This window comes from Natronomonas salsuginis, from assembly GCF_005239135.1.
GTDB lineage: Archaea > Halobacteriota > Halobacteria > Halobacteriales > Haloarculaceae > Natronomonas > Natronomonas salsuginis.
Genome location: NZ_QKNX01000001.1, coordinates 781,162 through 799,742 on the forward strand (window position 1 = coordinate 781,162; position 18,581 = coordinate 799,742).

General features: G+C 64.4%; 15 protein-coding genes. 8 read left to right on the forward strand and 7 right to left on the reverse strand.

Annotated elements, in window-relative coordinates:
* Positions 1–75 precede the first annotated feature (75 nt).
* The 3 genes from rqcH to DM868_RS04250 all read left to right on the forward strand — a co-directional run bounded on the left by rqcH (position 76) and on the right by DM868_RS04250 (position 4,292).
* Positions 76–2,181, forward strand: a complete 2,106-nt coding sequence (rqcH, locus tag DM868_RS04240; RefSeq protein WP_137275586.1) for a ribosome rescue protein RqcH — start codon at positions 76–78, stop codon at positions 2,179–2,181.
* A gap of 84 nt (positions 2,182–2,265) precedes the next feature.
* Positions 2,266–3,168 carry a DUF4013 domain-containing protein gene (locus DM868_RS04245; protein WP_137275587.1) on the forward strand — a complete coding sequence of 301 codons (903 nt, stop codon included), beginning with the start codon at positions 2,266–2,268 and terminating at the stop codon, positions 3,166–3,168.
* A gap of 56 nt (positions 3,169–3,224) precedes the next feature.
* The gene (locus DM868_RS04250; RefSeq protein ID WP_137275588.1) at positions 3,225–4,292 is read left to right on the forward strand and encodes an mRNA surveillance protein pelota; all 1,068 of its coding nucleotides are present in this window, start codon (positions 3,225–3,227) and stop codon (positions 4,290–4,292) included.
* A gap of 9 nt (positions 4,293–4,301) precedes the next feature.
* Here the strand turns inward: DM868_RS04250 and DM868_RS04255 are convergent, their stop codons facing one another.
* Entirely contained in the window at positions 4,302–4,898 is a 597-nt protein-coding gene (locus tag DM868_RS04255; protein WP_137275589.1) for an aminopeptidase, read from the reverse strand.
* Between the two features lie 140 nt (positions 4,899–5,038).
* Between DM868_RS04255 and DM868_RS04260 the strand changes: the two genes are divergently transcribed.
* Complete coding sequence (locus DM868_RS04260) at positions 5,039–5,473, forward strand: ArsR family transcriptional regulator (RefSeq protein ID WP_137275590.1); 435 nt, start codon at positions 5,039–5,041, stop codon at positions 5,471–5,473.
* Positions 5,474–5,496: 23 nt separating this feature from the next.
* Here DM868_RS04260 and DM868_RS04265 read toward each other — a convergent pair whose 3' ends face one another.
* Positions 5,497–6,261, reverse strand: coding sequence for an MBL fold metallo-hydrolase (locus DM868_RS04265; RefSeq protein WP_137275591.1), 765 nt, complete (start codon positions 6,259–6,261; stop codon positions 5,497–5,499).
* Positions 6,167–6,736: a hypothetical protein gene (locus DM868_RS15235; protein ID WP_187349118.1), complete on the reverse strand. Its 570-nt coding sequence runs from the start codon at positions 6,734–6,736 to the stop codon at positions 6,167–6,169. Before DM868_RS15235 ends, DM868_RS04265 begins: the two co-directional genes overlap by 95 nt.
* A 145-nt stretch (positions 6,737–6,881) precedes the next feature.
* Between DM868_RS15235 and DM868_RS04275 the strand changes: the two genes are divergently transcribed.
* Positions 6,882–9,683, forward strand: coding sequence for an ATP-dependent helicase (locus tag DM868_RS04275; RefSeq protein WP_137275592.1), 2,802 nt, complete (start codon positions 6,882–6,884; stop codon positions 9,681–9,683).
* On the opposite strand, the gene DM868_RS04280 is transcribed toward DM868_RS04275, so the two are convergent.
* From DM868_RS04280 to DM868_RS04295, 4 genes are all read right to left on the reverse strand, one after another.
* Positions 9,684–11,435: a hypothetical protein gene (locus tag DM868_RS04280; RefSeq protein WP_137275593.1), complete on the reverse strand. Its 1,752-nt coding sequence runs from the start codon at positions 11,433–11,435 to the stop codon at positions 9,684–9,686. It lies immediately after the preceding gene.
* Between the two features lie 75 nt (positions 11,436–11,510).
* Positions 11,511–11,711, reverse strand: coding sequence for a hypothetical protein (locus DM868_RS04285; RefSeq protein ID WP_137275594.1), 201 nt, complete (start codon positions 11,709–11,711; stop codon positions 11,511–11,513).
* On the reverse strand, positions 11,711–12,928 hold the full coding sequence (locus tag DM868_RS04290) for a lactate racemase domain-containing protein (RefSeq protein ID WP_394347521.1): 1,218 nt from the start codon (positions 12,926–12,928) through the stop codon (positions 11,711–11,713). Before DM868_RS04290 ends, DM868_RS04285 begins: the two co-directional genes overlap by 1 nt.
* 12 nt (positions 12,929–12,940) lie before the next feature.
* On the reverse strand, positions 12,941–14,398 hold the full coding sequence (locus DM868_RS04295; RefSeq protein WP_137275596.1) for an RtcB family protein: 1,458 nt from the start codon (positions 14,396–14,398) through the stop codon (positions 12,941–12,943).
* Positions 14,399–14,665: 267 nt separating this feature from the next.
* Between DM868_RS04295 and cheB the strand changes: the two genes are divergently transcribed.
* From cheB to DM868_RS04310, 3 genes are read left to right on the forward strand one after another with little or no spacing between them, the layout of a single operon-like run.
* Positions 14,666–15,760 (forward strand): chemotaxis-specific protein-glutamate methyltransferase CheB, encoded by a 1,095-nt coding sequence (gene cheB, locus DM868_RS04300; RefSeq protein WP_137275718.1) that lies wholly within the window; start codon positions 14,666–14,668, stop codon positions 15,758–15,760.
* Entirely contained in the window at positions 15,757–17,769 is a 2,013-nt protein-coding gene (locus DM868_RS04305; RefSeq protein WP_137275597.1) for a chemotaxis protein CheA, read from the forward strand. Before cheB ends, DM868_RS04305 begins: the two co-directional genes overlap by 4 nt.
* Positions 17,766–18,581 carry a CheR family methyltransferase gene (locus DM868_RS04310; RefSeq protein ID WP_137275598.1) on the forward strand — a complete coding sequence of 272 codons (816 nt, stop codon included), beginning with the start codon at positions 17,766–17,768 and terminating at the stop codon, positions 18,579–18,581. Before DM868_RS04305 ends, DM868_RS04310 begins: the two co-directional genes overlap by 4 nt.

Consider the following 18,581-nt stretch of genomic DNA (forward strand, 5'->3'; position numbering starts at 1 on the left):
TCGGAAGCCGACCCCTTCGTCCGTTCGCGGTGACGAGGCGGTAGGCATTTCTTCGGGCCGCTTGGAACCATCCGTATGGACAAAAAGCGGGCGATGACGAGCGTCGACCTCGCCGCCCTCGTCGGCGAGCTGCGGGAGTACACCGGCGCGGTCGTCGACAAGGCGTACCTCTACGGCGACGACTTCGTCCGGCTGAAGATGCGCGATTACGATCGTGGGCGGATCGAGCTCGTCATCGAGACGGGCGATCCGAAGCGCGCGCACGTCGCCGTCCCGGAGTACGTCCCCGACGCCCCCGGACGGCCGCCGAACTTCGCGATGATGCTCCGAAACCGCATCGCCGGCGCGAACTTCGAAGGCGTCGAGCAGTACGGCTTCGATCGGATCCTCACCTTCCGGTTCGAGCGCGAGGACGCGACGACGCTCATCGTCGCGGAGCTGTTCGGCGACGGCAACGTCGCGGTCATGAACGAGGACCGCGAGGTGATCGACTGTCTGGACACCGTCCGGTTGACCTCTCGGACCGTCGCCCCTGGCTCGCAGTACGACTATCCAGACGAGCGGTTCAGTCCCCTCGATTGCGACTACGAGGCCTTCGCCGCGAAGATGGCCCAATCGGACACCGATCTCGTTCGGACGCTCGCGACGCAGCTCAACTTCGGCGGCCTCTACGCCGAGGAGCTATGTACCCGAGCCGGCGTCGAGAAGACCGTCGATATCGCCGAGGCGACCGAGGCGCACTACGAGGCGCTGTTCGGCGCGCTCGAGCGGCTTCGAGAGCCGATCCTGGAAGGACGGACCGAACCGAGGCTCTACGAGGACGACGAGCGAGTCGTCGATGCAACGCCGCTGCCCCTCGAAGAGCACGAGGCGGCTGGCTACGTCGCGACCGCCTTCGAGAGCTTCAACGGCGCGATCGACGAGTACTTCCATCGCCTCGAAACCGAGTCGGACGAGCCCAAAGCGACCGGCGACGACGGCCCCGACTTCCAATCGGAGATCGAGAAGTACGAGCGCATCATCGAACAGCAGGAGGGCGCGATCGAGGCGTACGACGAGCAGGCCGACGAGGAACAGCAAAAAGCCGAATCCCTCTACGGCAACTACGATCTCGTCGACGAGATTTGTTCGACGATCCGAGGCGCGCGCGACGAGGGCGTTCCGTGGGACGAGATCGAAGCGACGTTCGAAACCGGTGCTGAGCAGGGAATCGAGGCCGCCGAAGCCGTCGTATCTATCGCCGCCGCCGAGGGAACGGTGACGATCGATCTCGGCGAGGGACACATCGAACTCGACCCGTTCGTCGGCGTCGAAAAGAACGCGGATCGGCTCTACACCGAGGCCAAGCGCGTTCGGGAGAAAAAGGAGGGCGCACAGGCCGCGATCGAGGACACGCGAGAGAATCTTGCGGACGTCAAACGCCGTCGCGAGGAGTGGGAGAACGAGGACGGCGACGAGGAGCCGGACGACGACGGCGAGGCGTTCGAGACAGATTACACGGCCATGGCCTCGGTTCCGGTCAGATACGACGAGAAGTGGTTCGAGCGGTTCCGGTGGTTCCGGACGAGCGACGGCTTCCTCGTGTTGGGCGGGCGCAACGCCGACCAGAACGAGGAGCTCGTCAAGAAGTACATGGACCCGTCGGATCGGTTCTTCCACGCACAGGCCCACGGTGCGCCGGTCACGATACTGAAAGCGACCGAACCGGACGAGCCGGCGCGCGACGTCGACATCCCGGATCGGAGCAAACGCGAGGCCGCGCAGTTCGCGGTGTCGTACTCGTCGGTTTGGAAGGACGGCAAGTTCGAGGGCGACGTCTACGAGGTCGGTGCCGATCAGGTGTCGAAGACGCCCGAGAGCGGCGAGTACATCGAGAAAGGGAGCTTCGTCATCCGCGGTGATCGCGAGTACTACCGCGACGTGGCCGTCGGCGTCGCGGTGGGCATCACGTGCGAACCGGACACGCGCGTTGTCGGCGGCCCGCCGTCGGCGATCGAGCCAATCACCGAGACGTCGATCCGGCTCGAACCGGGCCAGTACGCCCAAAACGACATCGCGAAACGGCTCTATCGAACGTTCCGCGAGCGGTTCGAAGACACGAGTTTCGTGCGCAAGATCGCGAGCGCAGACCGGATTCAGGAGTTCTGTCCGCCCGGCGGCAGTCGAATGATCGACGAGTGAGGCGCGGGAGGTCCTCGCCTCGGTCGAATCGGATGCATCGCCGCCTTCAGGAAATATAAACGGGGCGGGCGTGTCAAGTAGGATATGTTCCGGGAGGCGCTCGATTATCCGACGCGGCCGACGGAAGGCGGCCGATCGGTCATCCTCGGCGGGCTGACGCTCATCGTCGTCGCCGCCTTCGTCGCGGTCACCGGGCTCGAACCGCCCTACGCGTATCTCGCCGTGTTCGGGCTTCTCCCGTGGCTGCTCGTCCGCGGCTACTACCTTCGGGTCGTCCGCACGACGATCGGTCGCGACCGCCCGACGCCGCCAAGATTCGACGACGTTCGCCGACTGCTGAGGGACGGCGCGACGGCGATATGCATCGCGGCCGTCTATCTGCTGCCGGGCGTCGCCGTCCTCGGACCGCTGATCGCGATCCAGGTGTTCGAACTCGACCTCGCGGCACGCCTTCCCGGGTCGATTCCGGGATCGGTGTCGCTCGTCGTCGTCTCCATCGCCGGCGTCCTCGCTATCGTCGCGTTCATGTTTCTCATCGGAGCGTTCTACGTGCTTCCGGTCGCTGTCGCTCGGTTCGCTCACACCGACGACTTTAGGGCCGCGTTCGAGTTTCGAACCGTCGTCGCAGGTGCGACGACCGAGGACTACGCCATCGCGTGGGGGGTTTCGATCGTCCTACAGGCGCTGTTGTTGCCGATCGCGTTCCTCTTTCGAATCCTCCTCGTCGGCTTCTTCTTGCAGTTTCTCGTCTCGTCGGGCGTCCGGTACTGCTACGGGCAGGGCGTCGGCGCGGCGCTCGGGTTGGAGCCGGTGCCGGCGTCGCACGAACGGCAGGATCCGAGCGATTGGAAGGTTCGCCCAGCAGTAACGCGGCTCGACGACGCGACGCGTGCCAAGCGGTTCGGACACCGTTCGAGCAATCAAGAACTCGCCCCGGCAATCAGACGGATCGATGAGGGCTCGTGGCCCGCCCGCCGGGAACGATGATCGCTCTCTGACGCCCAAATGGCAGGGCACTTACCGCTGCCGGACCGAGCGTCTGTATGCGTATTGCCGACCGCACGAGTGTCGAGGGGGGACGCGAACGGATCACCGTCGTCCCCGAGAGCCTCGACGATCTGTGGCATCTCACCTACGTTCTCGAACCCGGCGACGCCGTCTCGGCCGACACCACTCGCCGCATCCAACGCGACGACGACATGACGCGTGACACGGGTGGCCAGCGCGAACCGATGTGGATCGAACTGGAGGTGACGGACGTCGAGTTCGCCAAGTTCGCGAACCGGCTCCGCGTCGGCGGCGAGATCGTCGACTGTTCGCGGGAAGACCAGCTCGGCTTTCACCACACGTTCAACGTGGAGGGACACGACGAACTGACGATCGAGAAGGTCTGGCAGGTTGACCAACTCGAACGCCTACAAGAGGCCGTCGAAACGGCTGAACAGCCCGACGTGGCCATCGTCTCCGTCGAGGAAGGTGAAGCGCACATCCACACCGTCGCCCAGTACGGCGTCGAGGAACGCGCGACGATCACCGGGACGACCGGGAAGGGCGAGTACGCCCGCGGTCGAGACGAACTGTTCGACGAACTGGCGTCGATCGTCCGACGGCTCGACGTCGAGGCGATCATCCTCGCCGGCCCCGGCTTCACGAAACAGGACGCGCTCGATCATATCGAGGACGCCGCACCCGAAGCCGCCGAGAAGATCCAGATGGTCGACACCGCGAGCGTCGGCGACCGGGGCGTCCACGAGGTACTGAAACGCGGGGCGGTCGACCGTATCCAGACGGAGACGCGCATCTCGAAGGAAGCCGAGCTCATCGACGAGTTGATGGCGCAGATTGCCGAAGGTGCCAAGGCCGCCTACGGGATCGACGAAGTGGCGAAAGCCGCCGAGTTCGGGGCCGTGGAAACGCTGCTCGTGCTCGACGAACGGCTCCGCGAAGAGCGGGCGGGCGAGGGCGAGTGGGACCTCGACGTCAACGACATCATCGCGAACGTCGAGCGACAGGGCGGCGAGGTGACGGTTTTCTCCCACGAGTTCGACCCGGGACAACAACTCGCGAACCTCGGGGGGATCGCGGCGGTGCTTCGGTACCGGTTGAGCTAAGCCGCCGGCTCAAGGAAGCGAATCGATCGCGTCGAACAGCTCGTCGGTGTCTCGCCACGTGAGGACGCGCTCGCCCACGGCGTTTTCGAGCGCCGTCAAATGGGAGGCGGCCATCCCGTTGTCGTATCGCTCGCGATGTACCGTCTCGTCGTCGTAGATCCGTTTGAGAACCCAGAGGTGATCGCGGACGGTCGTTTGCTGGTGATACAGAAACCCGAGCTCCCAGACGTGCCCGCCGTCGTAATCTTCGATGACGCCGACGATATGTGAGGCCATCCCCGAGAGGACGTCGAACGCGGGGGCCCACAGGTCGAGTTCGTCGCCGGTGAACCCGAAGTCCTCCAGACGGAACGCGATCGCATCCAGACGCCGGTCCAATCGATTACACACCGCTCGCCGTCGTTCCCCCGTCTCGCCGGTGCCGCTACCGACGACCAGGTATCGGCGCTCGGCTCGTCTGATATCGTCAAACAGCGGGCCGTGCAATCCGTTTTTCAGCCGTTCGTGTTGCTCGGGGGTCGGATTCAGCTGATCTTCGCCGTACAGTTCGCTCTCGTCGACGCCGCCGAACGGGGGGTCGTCGTCCCGGGGATTGGCGCCGGTCATCGTGTGTCTCACGTCGCTTACGAGGTATATTAGTGATATCGATTGAAAAACTACTTTGAATATTGCTTGTGCAATTGTTTATATTATTAGTTGATTCCATTCACCAAGTGTTTATATCCATTGCAGCCGTACTGGGTCGCATGAAACCGAAATCGATGCCAACTACTGGCGGCGGTGTCGACGACGGGGCGAGCGGGTTCGAACCCTGGGCCGCACTCCAGAAATCGACCGACAGGACGCGAGCGAACGTGATCGCGGACATCGTCGGTCATCCGAAGGGGGCACCGAGCGTCCGGGAGCTCGATTACATGAATCCGGGACTCGCGGCGGATGCCATCCGTCGTCACCTCAGCATCCTTCAGGACGTCGGCGTAGTCGAAGCGCTCGTCGTCGAACCGGGAGAGCGGATCCGCGGCTATCCGTACAAGTTCTATCGACTGACGTCCGACGCCCGCGAACTGTTCGACAGAAACGATCTGTTCCCCGAAGACGCGTGGCAACGGCAGTATGCTCGCGTACAGCGAACCGGCGAAATCAAAGAACTCGAATCGATGCCCCGTCCGGACGCCGACTGAGGCTTGGTTCCCACCGTCGGTGATCATCCGTTCGTCCGACGCAGATCGACCGTCAACCCGTCTCTTGCGATCCGAACGTCGCCGTTGAGCTGCTCCTCGACCGCCTCGATCATCTCTTCGTGATGCCCGTCCGTGTGGGGATACAGGTGCGTCAGGTAGACGCGGCCGATCTCGTGTCCCGCGAGCACCGATCCGAGCGTGCTCGGCGTCGGATGGTTCTCCACGTCGATCTCGTCGGGGAACGAACAGTCGTGAGCGAGGACGGCCGATCCCTCGGCGAGATCCGCGACGGCATCGATCGCTTCGGTGTCGCCCGAGAACGTGAAGATCGCGTCCTCGCTCTCGAACCGGTAAGCGAGACAGTACATCGAGTGTACCGTCTCGACGGCACGGACGTCGTAGCCGGCGACAGTCGTGGATCCGGGGCCGACCTCCCGGACAGTGAGGTCGATCCGTCCCTGCATGTACTCGTGAACGTCCAAGAGGCCGTCGAGGAGCGATTCGGTGCCATCGGGGCCGACGATCGTCAACTCGGTCTCGCCGGCCAACCACCGGGCCTTCAACAGCGCCATCAGATCGGAGACGTGATCGAGGTGATGGTGAGTCAACAGGACGGTCGATATCCCCTCGTAGCCGACGTTCGTCGACGCGAGGCCGTGAAGGACGCCGCTGCCGCAGTCGACGAGCAGCGGTTCAGCGTCGCCGTCGGGGTCCTCGATCAACAGACCGGTCTGAAACCGCTCGCCGGTCGGCATGGCCGATCCCGTGCCGAGAAAGGTCACGCGCATGGCGGAGCGATCGGCGTCCTCGGGGAAGTATGTTGATATACGCTCGCTTACGTGCGCCACCGCTGTTCGGCCCCCCCGCTCCAGCAGCGGGAATCGCGATCCCAACCCACAAAAGCGCGTACCAGCCGAACGGCGTGGGATCGACGGGCGTTGCACCGCTTCGAACCGTCGTCCAAGTCCCGTAGCTCGACAGACAGAGCAGTCCGCCGATCACGAGTCCGGGGGAGACGGATCGCCACGTCTCATAGAGCAGCCCGGGGACGAATCCGAGCGCGAACATACCGAGGAGCGTGTACACCACGAACAGCGGTTCGGTCGAGAGCGTTCGTTCGGGACGCTCGAACCCGAAAAACTCCCACAGAGCTAGCGCGACGATTCCGTGGGTTACGCCGGCGAGAGCCCCGATAAATATGGACTGACCCGTCGGGAGGCCGCTTCGTTCGCGCTCGATTCCGCTCTCGTCGTCGATGCCCATATCGAGCGTGGGACGGGTGCGTGGGTAACGCTTGGGATACCTCAAAGCGTCGTTTCGGTCTCCCCTCTTGGACACCGACCCGCCGGATCGCGTCCGGTTCGGCAGGCCAAACCCACTTGACCGTGCGGGACGTACCTGAGAACGGATGGGAGAGAGATCGTCGGCCGTCGAGGGCTCGGCCGAGACGTTTGTTCGCGAACAGCTCTCGGGACGCGGCTTCGACTACGACTCGGAGGCGATCGACATCGACGACGCCGACGCGTTCAGTCGGCTCTCCCCCGACGTGCGAGCGTGGTGGATCGAGCAGTTCGGCGAGTTCGTCCCCGAGAACGGCGGCCTCTTCACGCCCCCGCAGAAGGGGGCGATCCCGTTGATCGACGAGGGGACGAACACCCTCGTCTGTGCGCCGACCGGCAGCGGGAAGACGCTCTCGTCGTTCACCGCGATCATCGACGACCTCTTCGAGCGCGCCGAGGAGCGCGACGACGGCCTCGAAAACAGCGTCTACTGTCTGTACGTCTCACCGCTGAAATCGCTCGCGAACGACATCCATCGGAACCTGACCGAACCACTGGAGGGGATCTCCGAGCGGCTGGAAGCGCGGGGCGAATCCGTCGAGATTCGGCACGCGATCAGACACGGCGACACGAGCGACGCGGATCGCCAGCGGATGCTGGAGGAGACGCCGCATATCCTCAACACGACGCCGGAGACGCTCGCGATTTTGCTGAACAGCCCGAAGTTCAAGCGGAAACTCGAGACCGTCGAATACGTCGTCGTCGACGAGATCCACTCGCTCGCGGCGAACAAACGCGGCACGCATCTGGCGGTGTCGCTCGAACGGCTCGAACGGCTCTGCGATCGGTCCCCTACCCGGATCGGGTGCTCGGCGACTGTCGAACCGCTCGACGCCGTCGGAAAGTTTCTGGTCGGCGGCACACTGACCCCCGATGGCTGGCAGCCCCGCGAGTTCGAGATCGTCGACGCGAGGTTCGTCCGCGGGTTCGACATCGAGTTGCGCTGTCCGACGGACGATCTGATACACACGCCTCGCGGCGTGATCACGGACCGGTTTTACGCCCAACTCGACGAACTCGTCGCCGAACACACCAACACGCTCGTCTTCACGAACACGCGGTCCGGCGCGGAGCGCGTCCTCCACAACCTCCGCGAGCGCGGCGATTACGACGAGTCGAACTCCGGGTGTCACCACGGGTCGCTCTCGAAAGACCGCCGGACCGAGATCGAAGAGGGGCTCAAACGCGGCGAGTTGGACGTGGTGACGACCTCGACGTCGCTCGAACTCGGTATCGACATGCCGTACATCGATCTCGTCGTGCAGGTCGGCTCGCCGAAGAGCGTCGCGGCGTTGTTACAGCGCGTCGGCCGGGCGGGCCACCGACTCGGCCGGACGGTGAAGGGGCGAGTGATCGCGCTGGATCGAGACGAGCTCGTCGAGTGTGCGGTGATGTTGAAGAAGGCCGAAGAGGGGTTCGTCGATCGCGTGTTCATCCCCGAGAACGCCCACGACGTCGCGGCGCAACAGGTGTACGGGATGGCGATCAACGGCCCGCTTCCGGAGGCCGAGGTCCGCCAGACGCTCCGAGGTGCCTACCCGTATCGGAACTACACCGGCGACGAGTACGAGTCGCTGTTCCGGTATCTCACCGCAGACTACGACGGAATGGAAGAAAAGAACGTCTACGCGAAGGTGTGGCGCGACGAGAACGACCCGCCGGGCGGCGAACACCACCACGACGACTTCGCGCCTGGAACGCCACTCGTCGGCAAGCGCGGCCGATTGGCTCGCGTCATCTACATGACCAACATCGGAACGATCCCCGACTCGTTCAGCTGCGACGTGTTCACCCGTTCCGGTGACGAGTGGATCGGCCAGTTGGACGAGTCGTATCTCGATACGCTCGAAGCCGGCGACGTGTTCGTGCTCGGCGGCGCGCGCTACGAGTACCGGTACCGCCGGGGCTCGAAGGTGTACGTCGATCCGACGAGCGCCCGCCCGACGGTCCCCTCGTGGTTCTCCGAGCGATTGCCGCTGAGCTACGACCTCGGTCGGGAGATCCTGCGGTTTCAACGGGAGCTACTCGATCGCTTCGAGGCGGACGGACCGCCCGGCGTCCGGCGGTGGCTCAGGACGCTCCCGCTCGACGAGAACACCGTCCGCGCCGTGACGCGGATGTTCGACGCCCAGCGACGATACGCGGGCGACGGGAGCGTCTCGACCGATCGGCGACTCGCCATCGAAGTCGAACTCGACCGCGACGACTACCGGCGGAACTACCACGTCCACTCGAACTATGGCCGGCGGTTCAACGATGGGTTCTCGCGGCTGCTGGCCTACCGGTGTGCCCAACGCGCCAACGCGAACGTCAAGGTCGCAGTCGCCGACAACGGGTTCACGCTTTCGATGCCGCTGAACCGAAAGGTCGATTTCGATCGCATCGTCAGAGAGATCGCTCCCGACGAGGTGCGACCCGATCTCCGCGCGGCGCTCTCGGGGACCGATCTCCTCAAGCGGTACTTCCGGATCAACGCGACGCGGGCGCTCATGATCCTCAAGCGGTACAAGGGGTACGAGAAGTCGGCGAGCCAACAGCAGGTGTCCAGCGAGATGCTGCTCGGCTTCGCCGACGACAAGGACGGGTTCGCCGTCATGGAGGAGACCTACCGCGAGATCTTGGAGGACAAACTGAACGTCGACGCGATATCGGCGTTCCTTTCGGCGCTCGAAGCCGGGGAGATGGACCTTTTCGTCGCTCGGGTGGGCTCGCCGTCACCGCGCGCGTTCGGTCTCGCGACGCTTATGGCGAGCGACGTGGTCCTCGCAGAGGACGATTCCGCCGTCCTGCAGGCGTTCCACGATCGCGTGATGAACGAGATCGGCGGCGAAGCCAGGGGCGAAAGCGGTGGTTCGGATACCGACGGCTAATCACGACGGTCGCGACCCGATAGTAGTTGCCGTTGCGTTGTCTCGCGCTCGCTCGTCGCTCGGGCCGACGATGGTCGCATCTTGGCCGCGCTCGACGGGGATCCGTTCGATCACGTTGCCGTCCCCGTCCGTGATGAGGACGTAGTACACGATGTCCCGATCCCCGTCGTCCCCATCGACGGGATCGAGATCGTCTTCGGTTACCGCTCCGCGGATGAACGACCTGACCGCGTCGTCGTCCCGTATCTCGATCGTGCGCCCCGTGTCGGCGTTGACGAACACGTTACGCGTCACGTCGGTGAAATCGATCGGCGTGACCTTGATGTGCCACCACAGGTCGCCGTCGATCGTGACAGGGACCGGTTCGGTGACGACGAAGTTCTCGCCCCAGTTGGTTCGTGAGTCGGCCGAGCGTGCGATCCCCATCGCGCGCTCCGGTCCGGTCAGCGTCTCGTCGCCGGTCCCGAAGTACCGATATTCGCCCGTATCGGCGTCGGCGAACCACACCTCGTCGAGCCCCCGCGTGTCCTCGCCGTAGGGTTCCATGGCGGTCACGTACGACATCTGTTGGCCCTCCAGATCGATGACGAACGGCTGTGCGTTGTCGGCTCCGGAGGGGAGCCGAGCGATCTCGATCTCACCCTCGTGCGCCCCGACGACGGGCAGTTGGTTGATGATTCCGTTCCGATAGCCGAGCGACCCCATCTCATCGCGGGTGATCGTGAGCGGATACAGCCGCTGACCATCGAGTATCGCATTGGATCGCGCCTCCTCGGGACTGAGATGCTCGATCGTCCCGTCCGGATGGACCAGGGCTCCGCCGTCCCACGTCGGTGTCGTGTGGGGAAACGGAGTCAGATGCCATTCGTGGCCGGTTTTCGGGTAGTACATGTACGGCCGACCGTCGTGGCTGAACTCGACGGCGTCGTCGTCGTACTTCGCGAAGTAATCCGTCTTCTTCAGGTTCCAGTCGGCGGATCGGTGCAGTAACATGCCCTCGCCGTACACGAAGTCCTCCTCGTAGACCGCAATCTGTCTGTCGTCCATCCGCGTCATATCCGTGACGAGCACGCCGCGTTGGTGTTCGATGAGGGTGTTTCGAAACCCGTCCGGTTGGATCGCGTACGACCAGGCCAACGAGCCCTCTTCGGTGCGGGCGATGTCACTCGTCCCGAGTCGGTGTTGGCGATAGGAGACTGACCCTCGTGTCGTGATGTCCGCCACCTGTCTGGGGACGACTCGTGGATTATCCGGGTTCGCCTGCGGAAACTCGTCGACTTCGGTCGCGTCGGCCATCGTCTGTTGGGCCAACGTTCGTTGTTCGAACATTCCAGCAGGGACGCTCACGAGTACGGAAACGGCACCCAATACAACGACGGCGGTGACGAGAAGGCGTATCTTTCGCCCCGGTGAACCCTGAAGGCCCAACAGCACGTCAACGGGGTTCTCCGCCTCTCTGAGCACGCGTCCGACCGAGTACTCCGATGTCGTCTCGGAGTCGAACGGTGGGGCGAGCCACAGAGCGACGGCTGCGAGGGCCGTTCCGCCACCGAACACCAACAAGCCAGGGGAATAAAGAGTTCCGTAGACGAATCCGTGCCACAGCGGTCGAGTCAGATATCCTATAAATACGACGATGCCGAGGCCGAACAGCCGCGTCGCGATGTGAACGCCGAGCGGCCGTCCGCCCGATCCATCGATCCGGATGTCCGAAGCGTCATCGTCGCTAGTGGAGGGACTTCGATCTGCCATGGTTGTACGCTTCTCCGCGCTTGCTTATAAGGACCGGCGGTGAACTGCGTACTCGCTGCGTGAACGATGCGCCGTTCACTCCACCGTTCCTTTTATACCGCTCACGAGGAAAAAGAGGCCGAATCCGGCCGACACGACGATGGCGATGGCTGCGCCGCCGACGGGGCCTCCCGACGCTGCCGCTGCGGGCCCGAGTCGCACCGCGAGAAACACGCTCACCGCGAGGAACCCCGCACCGATCGCGACGAACGCGATCCGGACCGATCGTCCGAGCATCAGACGAGAAGTGTATTTAACGCGTCCGGAACGACGAGCACGTCGCTTCCGGGTTCGATCGCGTCCTCGACGCGATCGTGGGCGTGCATCAAGCAGTCGTCGACCACGTCCGAGGCCTCGCTGTTCGTGATATACACGTCGTGCTCTCTGAGGGCGCGGGCGACGACGAACGCCCGCTGAGCCCCCGGTTCGTAGCCCGACCGCATTCGCTCGTAAAGCTCCTCGGCGCTCTCGGCCTCGGAGAGCCACTTATAAAAGCGCCGCTCGCCCGTCCCCTCGCCGGCTCCTTCGGAGAGCGCTGCGGGAATGACGATGCGGCCGCCCGCTCGGAGCGGGGTCTTCGCCCCCAAGGCGACGTACGTGGCCGCGCGGGTCGTCTGATAGAGGTTGGCGTCCTTGGGCGCGCCGACACCGGCGAGCACGGCGTCGTACTCGTCCTCGACCTCGACCGAAAGCGCGTCTCGGGCGCTGTCGGCGAGCCCCCGGACGACGGCTTGCGGCTTCCCAGCGGCCACATCGAGAATCCCCGCTGGGCCGTGCGTGACGTTGACGCAGAAATCGAGCCCACAGAGCTCGCCGGCCGCATCGACCGCCGCCCGGAATGGGTTGTCCTCGATTCGACCGAGGCGAACGCCGGGTCGTGAAAGCATCTCCGGGCCGTGAGTGTACCGTATGAGCGACTCCCCACCCGCACCGATCGCGACCGTCTTCCCGCCGCCGGAGAAGCCGGCGTACTGATGCGGTTCGACCATGCCCGTCGCGAGGACCAGATCAGCTTCGGTGACCCGGCGGTTGCACTCGATCGTGACGCCGTCGACCTCGCCGACGCCGACCGTCTCGGCCGGGTCGTGGTTGATCGCGAGATTCGCGTGCTCGCCGAGCATCGTCTCCAACTCGGCGTCGGTCATCGGGCGGTGGAGCCCCAGTCCGACGACGACGGTTACCTGATCGCGTGAGACGCCCGCAGACTGGAGCGTTGAGAGCAACAGATCGACCAATTCGCCGTCCGGCGTCGCGCGCGTCACGTCGGTGACCACGATCGCAACGGTGTCGTCCGGCTCGGCTAACTCGTCGAGCGCCGGGGCAGCGGGATCGTCGAGCGCCGCTTTCGCCGCGCTCCGCACGTCGATCGGCTCGCCCCCGGCGGGCTCCGCGACGGTCACGGCACAGTCCGATAGCTTGACATCGATCGCCCTGGCACCGAACGGTAGCTGGATGGTCCTCATCGGCTACCCTTTTATATTACAGATCGGTTCGACGCGGACGACCGTGCGGGCGATCCCGAGCTCGTCGGAGACACGGACGACCTCGTCAACGTCCTTGTACACTCCGGGAGCCTCCTCGGCGATCGTCGCGCCGCTTTGGGCCTTCACGTACACCTTCCGCCGGCGGAGCTCGTCCTGCACGTCTTCGCCCCAGAACTCACGTTTCGCCTGCGTTCGGCTCATCAGTCGCCCAGCCCCGTGGGCCGTCGAGCCGAACGAGACATCGAGGGAGTTCTCGCCGCCGCAGAGTACGTACGAACCGGCGCCCATGCTCCCGGGGACGATGACCGGTTGACCGACGTTTCGGTACGCGTCGGGGACCTCCGGCCGTCCGGCGGGAAACGCCCGGGTCGCACCTTTTCGGTGGACGTACAGCTCGGTCGGCTCCCCGTCGACGTCGTGAACCTCCTTTTTGGCGATGTTGTGCGCCACGTCGTAGAGCAGTTCCATTCCCAGATCCTCCCACGGCTCCCCAAACACGTCTTCGAACACCGACCGAGTTCGGTGAGTGATGAGCTGTCGGTTGACCCACGCGAAGTTGATCGCCGCGCACATCGCGCCGTAGTAGTCCTCGGCGAGTTGTGACCCGGCGGGTGCCGCGGCGAGTTCCCGGTCGGGAAGCTGTGCGAGCAGTCCGCTGTGCGCCTTCTCGATCTCGCGGAGATACTCCGTGCAGAGTTGGTGGCCGAGCCCCCGCGAGCCGCAGTGGATCAGGATGACCACCTGATCGGCGTGGAGGCCGTACGCCTCGGCGATCGGTTCGTCGAACACGTCCGCGACGCGCTGAACTTCGAGGAAGTGGTTGCCGGAGCCGAGCGATCCCATCTGGTTTTGACCGCGGTCTTTCGCCTTCTGTGGAACCGTCTCGGGTGTCGCGTCCGCTCGAAATCCGTTGTCCTCGCAGTGGCTCTGATCGGACTCGACGGCGTATCCCTCTTCTACGCACCACTCGACGCCGCGTTCGAGCGCCGCGTCGAGTTCGCCGTGGTCGCCCTCGATGACGCCGCCGCCGCCGAGCCCCGACGGGATCGCCTCGAAGAGCGCGTCGACCAGTTTTTCTTCGCGCCCGTTGAGATCGTCGTACGTGAGGTTCGTTTTCACCATCCTGATCCCGCAGTTGATGTCGTAGCCGATCGCTCCGGGGGAGATACAGCCGTCTTCCGCGTCGATTCCGGCCACGCCGCCGACCGGAAATCCGTACCCCTGATGACCGTCCGGCATACAGAGCGCGTACTTCTTGATTCCCGGGAGGTGCGTCGCGTTGCGCAACTGCTGAATCGTCTTGTCCTCGGCGATCTCCTCGAGGAGGGACTCGCTCGCGAACACCCGCGCCGGAACGCGCATATCGCCCTCCTTCGGGATCTCCCAGACGTGCTCGCGGATCTCCCGCAACGTGATGTCGCCCACCTCGAACGTGGTCATACGGATCGTTCGTCGCCACCGGTCCAATAGCTTACGCCACGGTCGACGAGCCGCTTCGACCGGACGTCGTGGGACGGTCCCGAGACCGACTATCGGCACCCGTGACGAACGGTGAGTTCGAACCAGCGTTCATATATGTACCGGGGCTCTTTCCGGTATGATTGAGTCGGTAGGAACGTGTCGCCCGGAGACAGGGGTTCGCGGACGAATTCGTCGCAAATGGATCGCGGAATCGCGCTCATCGAGAATCACGGTGTTTCCGGAGAGATGACCTCCACGAAGGCCGCAGAACCGAGGTCAAACCGCGGCGTCCGAGCCGTCGTTGTCGACGACTCCCAGTTCATGCGAACGCTGATCTCGGATATGCTCGACGCGGGCGGGATCACCGTCGTCGAGACCGCATCGAACGGTGAGCGCGGCGTCGAGGCCGTCAAAGCCCACGCCCCAGATGTCGTCACGATGGATCTAAAAATGCCGGACGTCGACGGCATCGAGGCAGTCGAACGGATCATGGCCGAGTGTCCGACGCCCGTACTGATACTCTCGGCATACGCCGCCGACGACGCCGAGTTGACATTCGAGGCTCTGGAAAATGGTGCGGTCGATTTCTTCGAAAAACCGAGCGGCGAGGTGTCGGTCGGGCTACAAAAACAACGGGAAGTGCTGGTTTCGACCGTTCGATCGGTCGCGAGCGTCGACGTGTCTGCGCCGGAGCGGACCGTCGAGTCGGGGGTGAGCGTATCGACTGACCCGCATGATTCAGCCCGATACCTCGAACGACCGACGCTCGTTATCGGAGCCTCAACCGGCGGTCCGACGGTCGTCGAGGAGGTACTCGCGGGACTCCCGATCGAAGCCGATCTACGCATTCTGATCGTCCAGCACATGCCGGAGGGCTTTACCGGTCGGTTCGCCAAACGGCTCGACGAGGCCAGCGAGTACGTGGTTCGGGAGGCGTCCGACGGCGATCGGATCGGTGGGGGCGAGGCACTGCTCGCGCGCGGCGGCAAACATCTCCGCGTCTCGGGCTACGGTGGCGGACGGATTCGCGTCTCGCTCACCGAGGGCGAGCCGGTACACAGCGTCAGACCGGCGGTGGACGTGACGCTTCGCACTGCCGCCGAGCGGGTCGACGGGCCACTCTCGGTCGCCATCCTGACCGGTATGGGCGCCGACGGTGCCGAGGGCGCGCGGGCGGTCAGCGCGGCCGGCGGAGCGGTGATCGCACAGGACGAGGGAACATCGGCGGTGTTCGGGATGCCGAAGCGGACCATCGAGACGGGCGCAGCCGACGACGTTCGGCCGCGTGAGGAACTCGTTACCGGGATCGTGAACACCATCACAACGCGGGAGGCACGATGAACGACGACCACATACACGCGTTCGTCTCCGAGTGTCGCGAGAACATCACCGATCTCAACAACGCGCTTCTCGCCCTCGAAGACGATCCGGACGACGACGAGGCGATCGAATCGGTGTTCAGAACGGCGCACACGTTGAAGGGGAACTTCGGCGCGATGGGCTTTTCGAACGCCAGCGAACTCGCACACGTGCTCGAGGACCTCCTCGACGAGATACGCGGCGGCGAGATCGAGGTCACGCCCGACATCATGGACGCCGCGTTCGACGGCGTCGACCGAATCGAGACGATCGTCGGCGAGATCGATCGGGACGGTGAATCGGCGACCGACCCCGTGGAGACGACGGCGCGACTTCGGGCGGCGATCGACGCTGGGGCCGCCCACAAGGCTGCTAGCGATACCGGCGACTCGACGAGTGGGGCCGAAGTGGGCGCTTCGAGCGCCGTTTCACCGCCGCCGATGGATGACGCGGATAAGTTCGCCCACGGCCGGATCAGTGTCGATCCGGAGGGCATGCTGGGCGTCGACGCACTGTTGATCCTCGAAGCGCTTGCGGACGCGTTTGGGGAATTCCGGACGGTGCCGCCACGGGATGAGGTCGAAGAAGGGGCGTACGACGGATCTTTCGACGTGTTCGTCCCCGATGTCTCCGCCGATGCCTTCGGTGAGGAGCTCGACGGTATCGGTGCGGTCGAGTCGTTCGAGGTGTCGACGGGGACGCCGAGGACCGACACCGACGCCCCCGACAGCGCGCCACCCGGCGACGACGGGGACGAGGAGAATCAGCGCACAACCAGTTCGACCGGCGGTAACGACATCTCGTCGGTCCGCGTCGACGTCGACCGACTGGACGAACTGCACGGGCTCGTCGAGCAACTGGTGACGGGTCGAATCACGATCAGACGCGCGATCGAGGAGGGGGACACCGAGATGGCTTCGACGAGCCTGAACGACTTCGACAAGATGACGTCCCGGCTCCAAAACACCGTCATGGACATGCGGTTGATCCCGCTTCGGCGCGTCGTGAGCAATCTCCCCCGCGTCGTCCGTGACGTCGCGCGAAGCCAAGGCAAGGACGTCTCCTTCGAGATGCGTGGCGAGGACATCGAGCTCGACCGGTCGATCCTGACCGAGATCGAGGACCCGCTGATCCACATCCTGCGAAACGCCGTCGATCACGGCGTCGAATCGCCGGACGCACGCGAAGCGGCCGGAAAACCGCGCGAGGGGACGATCGAACTGCGCGCGTCGCGACAGCGAGACCACGTGACGATCGCCGTGTCGGACGACGGCGGTGGAATCGATCCCGACGAGATGCGAGCCAAGGCGGCCGAGGAGAACGTCATCCCCCGATCCGAGGCCGAAACGCTGTCGGACGACGAGGCGTACGATCTCGTCTTCCATCCCGGGTTCTCGACCGCGGGAGAGGTCACCGACGTGAGCGGGCGGGGCGTCGGTATGGACGTCGTTCACAGCACGGTCGAACAGCTCGACGGGACGGTGAACGTCGAGAGCGCACTCGGCGAGGGGACCACCGTCGAACTCCGACTCCCCGTCTCGGTCGCCATCGTCGATGTGCTGTTCGTCGCGGTCGGCGACCGGGAGTACGGCATTCCGATCAAGAACATCGACGAGCTGACGCACGCGGCGGAGACGGAGACCGTCCACGGCACCGAGGTCGTCAGACACGACGACGAGGTGTATCCGGTCATCGAACTGGGAGACGCCCTCCATCTCGACGGCGAGGCGGCGTTCGCCGACGGCGAAACGTTGGCCGCGGACGGCGGTACGCTCGCTGAAGCCTCGGATGACGACGACGAGATGCTCGTTCGCATCCGGCAGTCGGTCCGTCCGGTTGCGCTTCGGTGCGATTCGTTCAGTGATCAGGAGGAGGTGGTTGTCAAGCCGCTCGAAGGACCACTGAGCGGGATACCCGGTATCGGCGGCACGGCCATCTTGGGCGACGGAAACATCGTTCCGATCCTCGACGTGGTGAGTCTCGAAGAATGAACCGTACCGGAACCGATCGGGGGCTGTCGGCCGTCATCGAATATATCGACGACAGCATGGCGTTCGAGCCCTCTTCGTACAACGAGTCGTATCTCGACCGACGGATCTCGGCGCGGATGCGACGGACCGACTGCTCGGCGTACACGGGGTACCTCGACGTACTCTCGACGGACGGCGACGAACGCGAGGCGCTGTTGGACGCGCTGAGCATCAACGTCACGAGTTTCTTCCGAAACCCCGAGGTGTGGGAGCGCCTCCGAGACGTGCTTCGCGAGCTAACCGCGTCGAAACGTACCGTCCAGTGTTGGAGCGCAGCCTGCGCAGACGGCCGGGAGCCGTATTCGATCGCGATGCTGGCGCGGGACGACCCCGAGATCCGGGAGCAATCGATCGAAATTACCGCCACGGACATCGACGCTGAGATTCTTGAAACGGCCCGCGCTGGCGTGTACGAATCAACCCGGACGACGGACATCGAGAGCCAACTCGCGTCGCTTTCGTCCCCGGCTGAACACGTCGATATCGACGGCGACCGGTCGTTCTCCATCCGGCCGTCGGTCAAACGCATGGTCTCGTTCGAACAGCACGATCTCATAAGCGGCCCCCGAAAGCGCGGCTACGACCTCGTCCTCTGTCGGAACCTGCTGATATACATCGATCGGTCGTACAAGGAGCCGATCTTCGAGATGCTTACCAGCGCCCTCAACGATCGCGGATTCTTGACGATCGGCAAATCCGAGACGCTCCCGCACTCGTTCAGAGAACACTACGAGGCGTACGACAGAGGGGCGCATATCTACCGGAGGGACTGA

Bases quoted from the DNA above. Each gene is read 5' to 3' on its own strand.
- DM868_RS04260 (WP_137275590.1), top strand. From the start codon at position 5,039: ATGAAACCGAAATCGATGCCAACTACTGGCGGCGGTGTCGACGACGGG.
- DM868_RS04285 (WP_137275594.1), bottom strand. From the start codon at position 11,711: ATGCTCGGACGATCGGTCCGGATCGCGTTCGTCGCGATCGGTGCGGGG.
- DM868_RS04295 (WP_137275596.1), bottom strand. From the start codon at position 14,398: ATGACCACGTTCGAGGTGGGCGACATCACGTTGCGGGAGATCCGCGAG.
- DM868_RS04250 (WP_137275588.1), top strand. From the start codon at position 3,225: ATGCGTATTGCCGACCGCACGAGTGTCGAGGGGGGACGCGAACGGATC.
- DM868_RS04275 (WP_137275592.1), top strand. From the start codon at position 6,882: ATGGGAGAGAGATCGTCGGCCGTCGAGGGCTCGGCCGAGACGTTTGTT.
- cheB (WP_137275718.1), top strand. From the start codon at position 14,666: ATGACCTCCACGAAGGCCGCAGAACCGAGGTCAAACCGCGGCGTCCGA.
- DM868_RS04310 (WP_137275598.1), top strand. From the start codon at position 17,766: ATGAACCGTACCGGAACCGATCGGGGGCTGTCGGCCGTCATCGAATAT.
- DM868_RS04265 (WP_137275591.1), bottom strand. From the start codon at position 6,261: ATGCGCGTGACCTTTCTCGGCACGGGATCGGCCATGCCGACCGGCGAG.
- DM868_RS04245 (WP_137275587.1), top strand. From the start codon at position 2,266: ATGTTCCGGGAGGCGCTCGATTATCCGACGCGGCCGACGGAAGGCGGC.
- DM868_RS04280 (WP_137275593.1), bottom strand. From the start codon at position 11,435: ATGGCAGATCGAAGTCCCTCCACTAGCGACGATGACGCTTCGGACATC.
- DM868_RS04255 (WP_137275589.1), bottom strand. From the start codon at position 4,898: ATGACCGGCGCCAATCCCCGGGACGACGACCCCCCGTTCGGCGGCGTC.
- DM868_RS04305 (WP_137275597.1), top strand. From the start codon at position 15,757: ATGAACGACGACCACATACACGCGTTCGTCTCCGAGTGTCGCGAGAAC.
- DM868_RS15235 (WP_187349118.1), bottom strand. From the start codon at position 6,736: ATGGGCATCGACGACGAGAGCGGAATCGAGCGCGAACGAAGCGGCCTC.
- rqcH (WP_137275586.1), top strand. From the start codon at position 76: ATGGACAAAAAGCGGGCGATGACGAGCGTCGACCTCGCCGCCCTCGTC.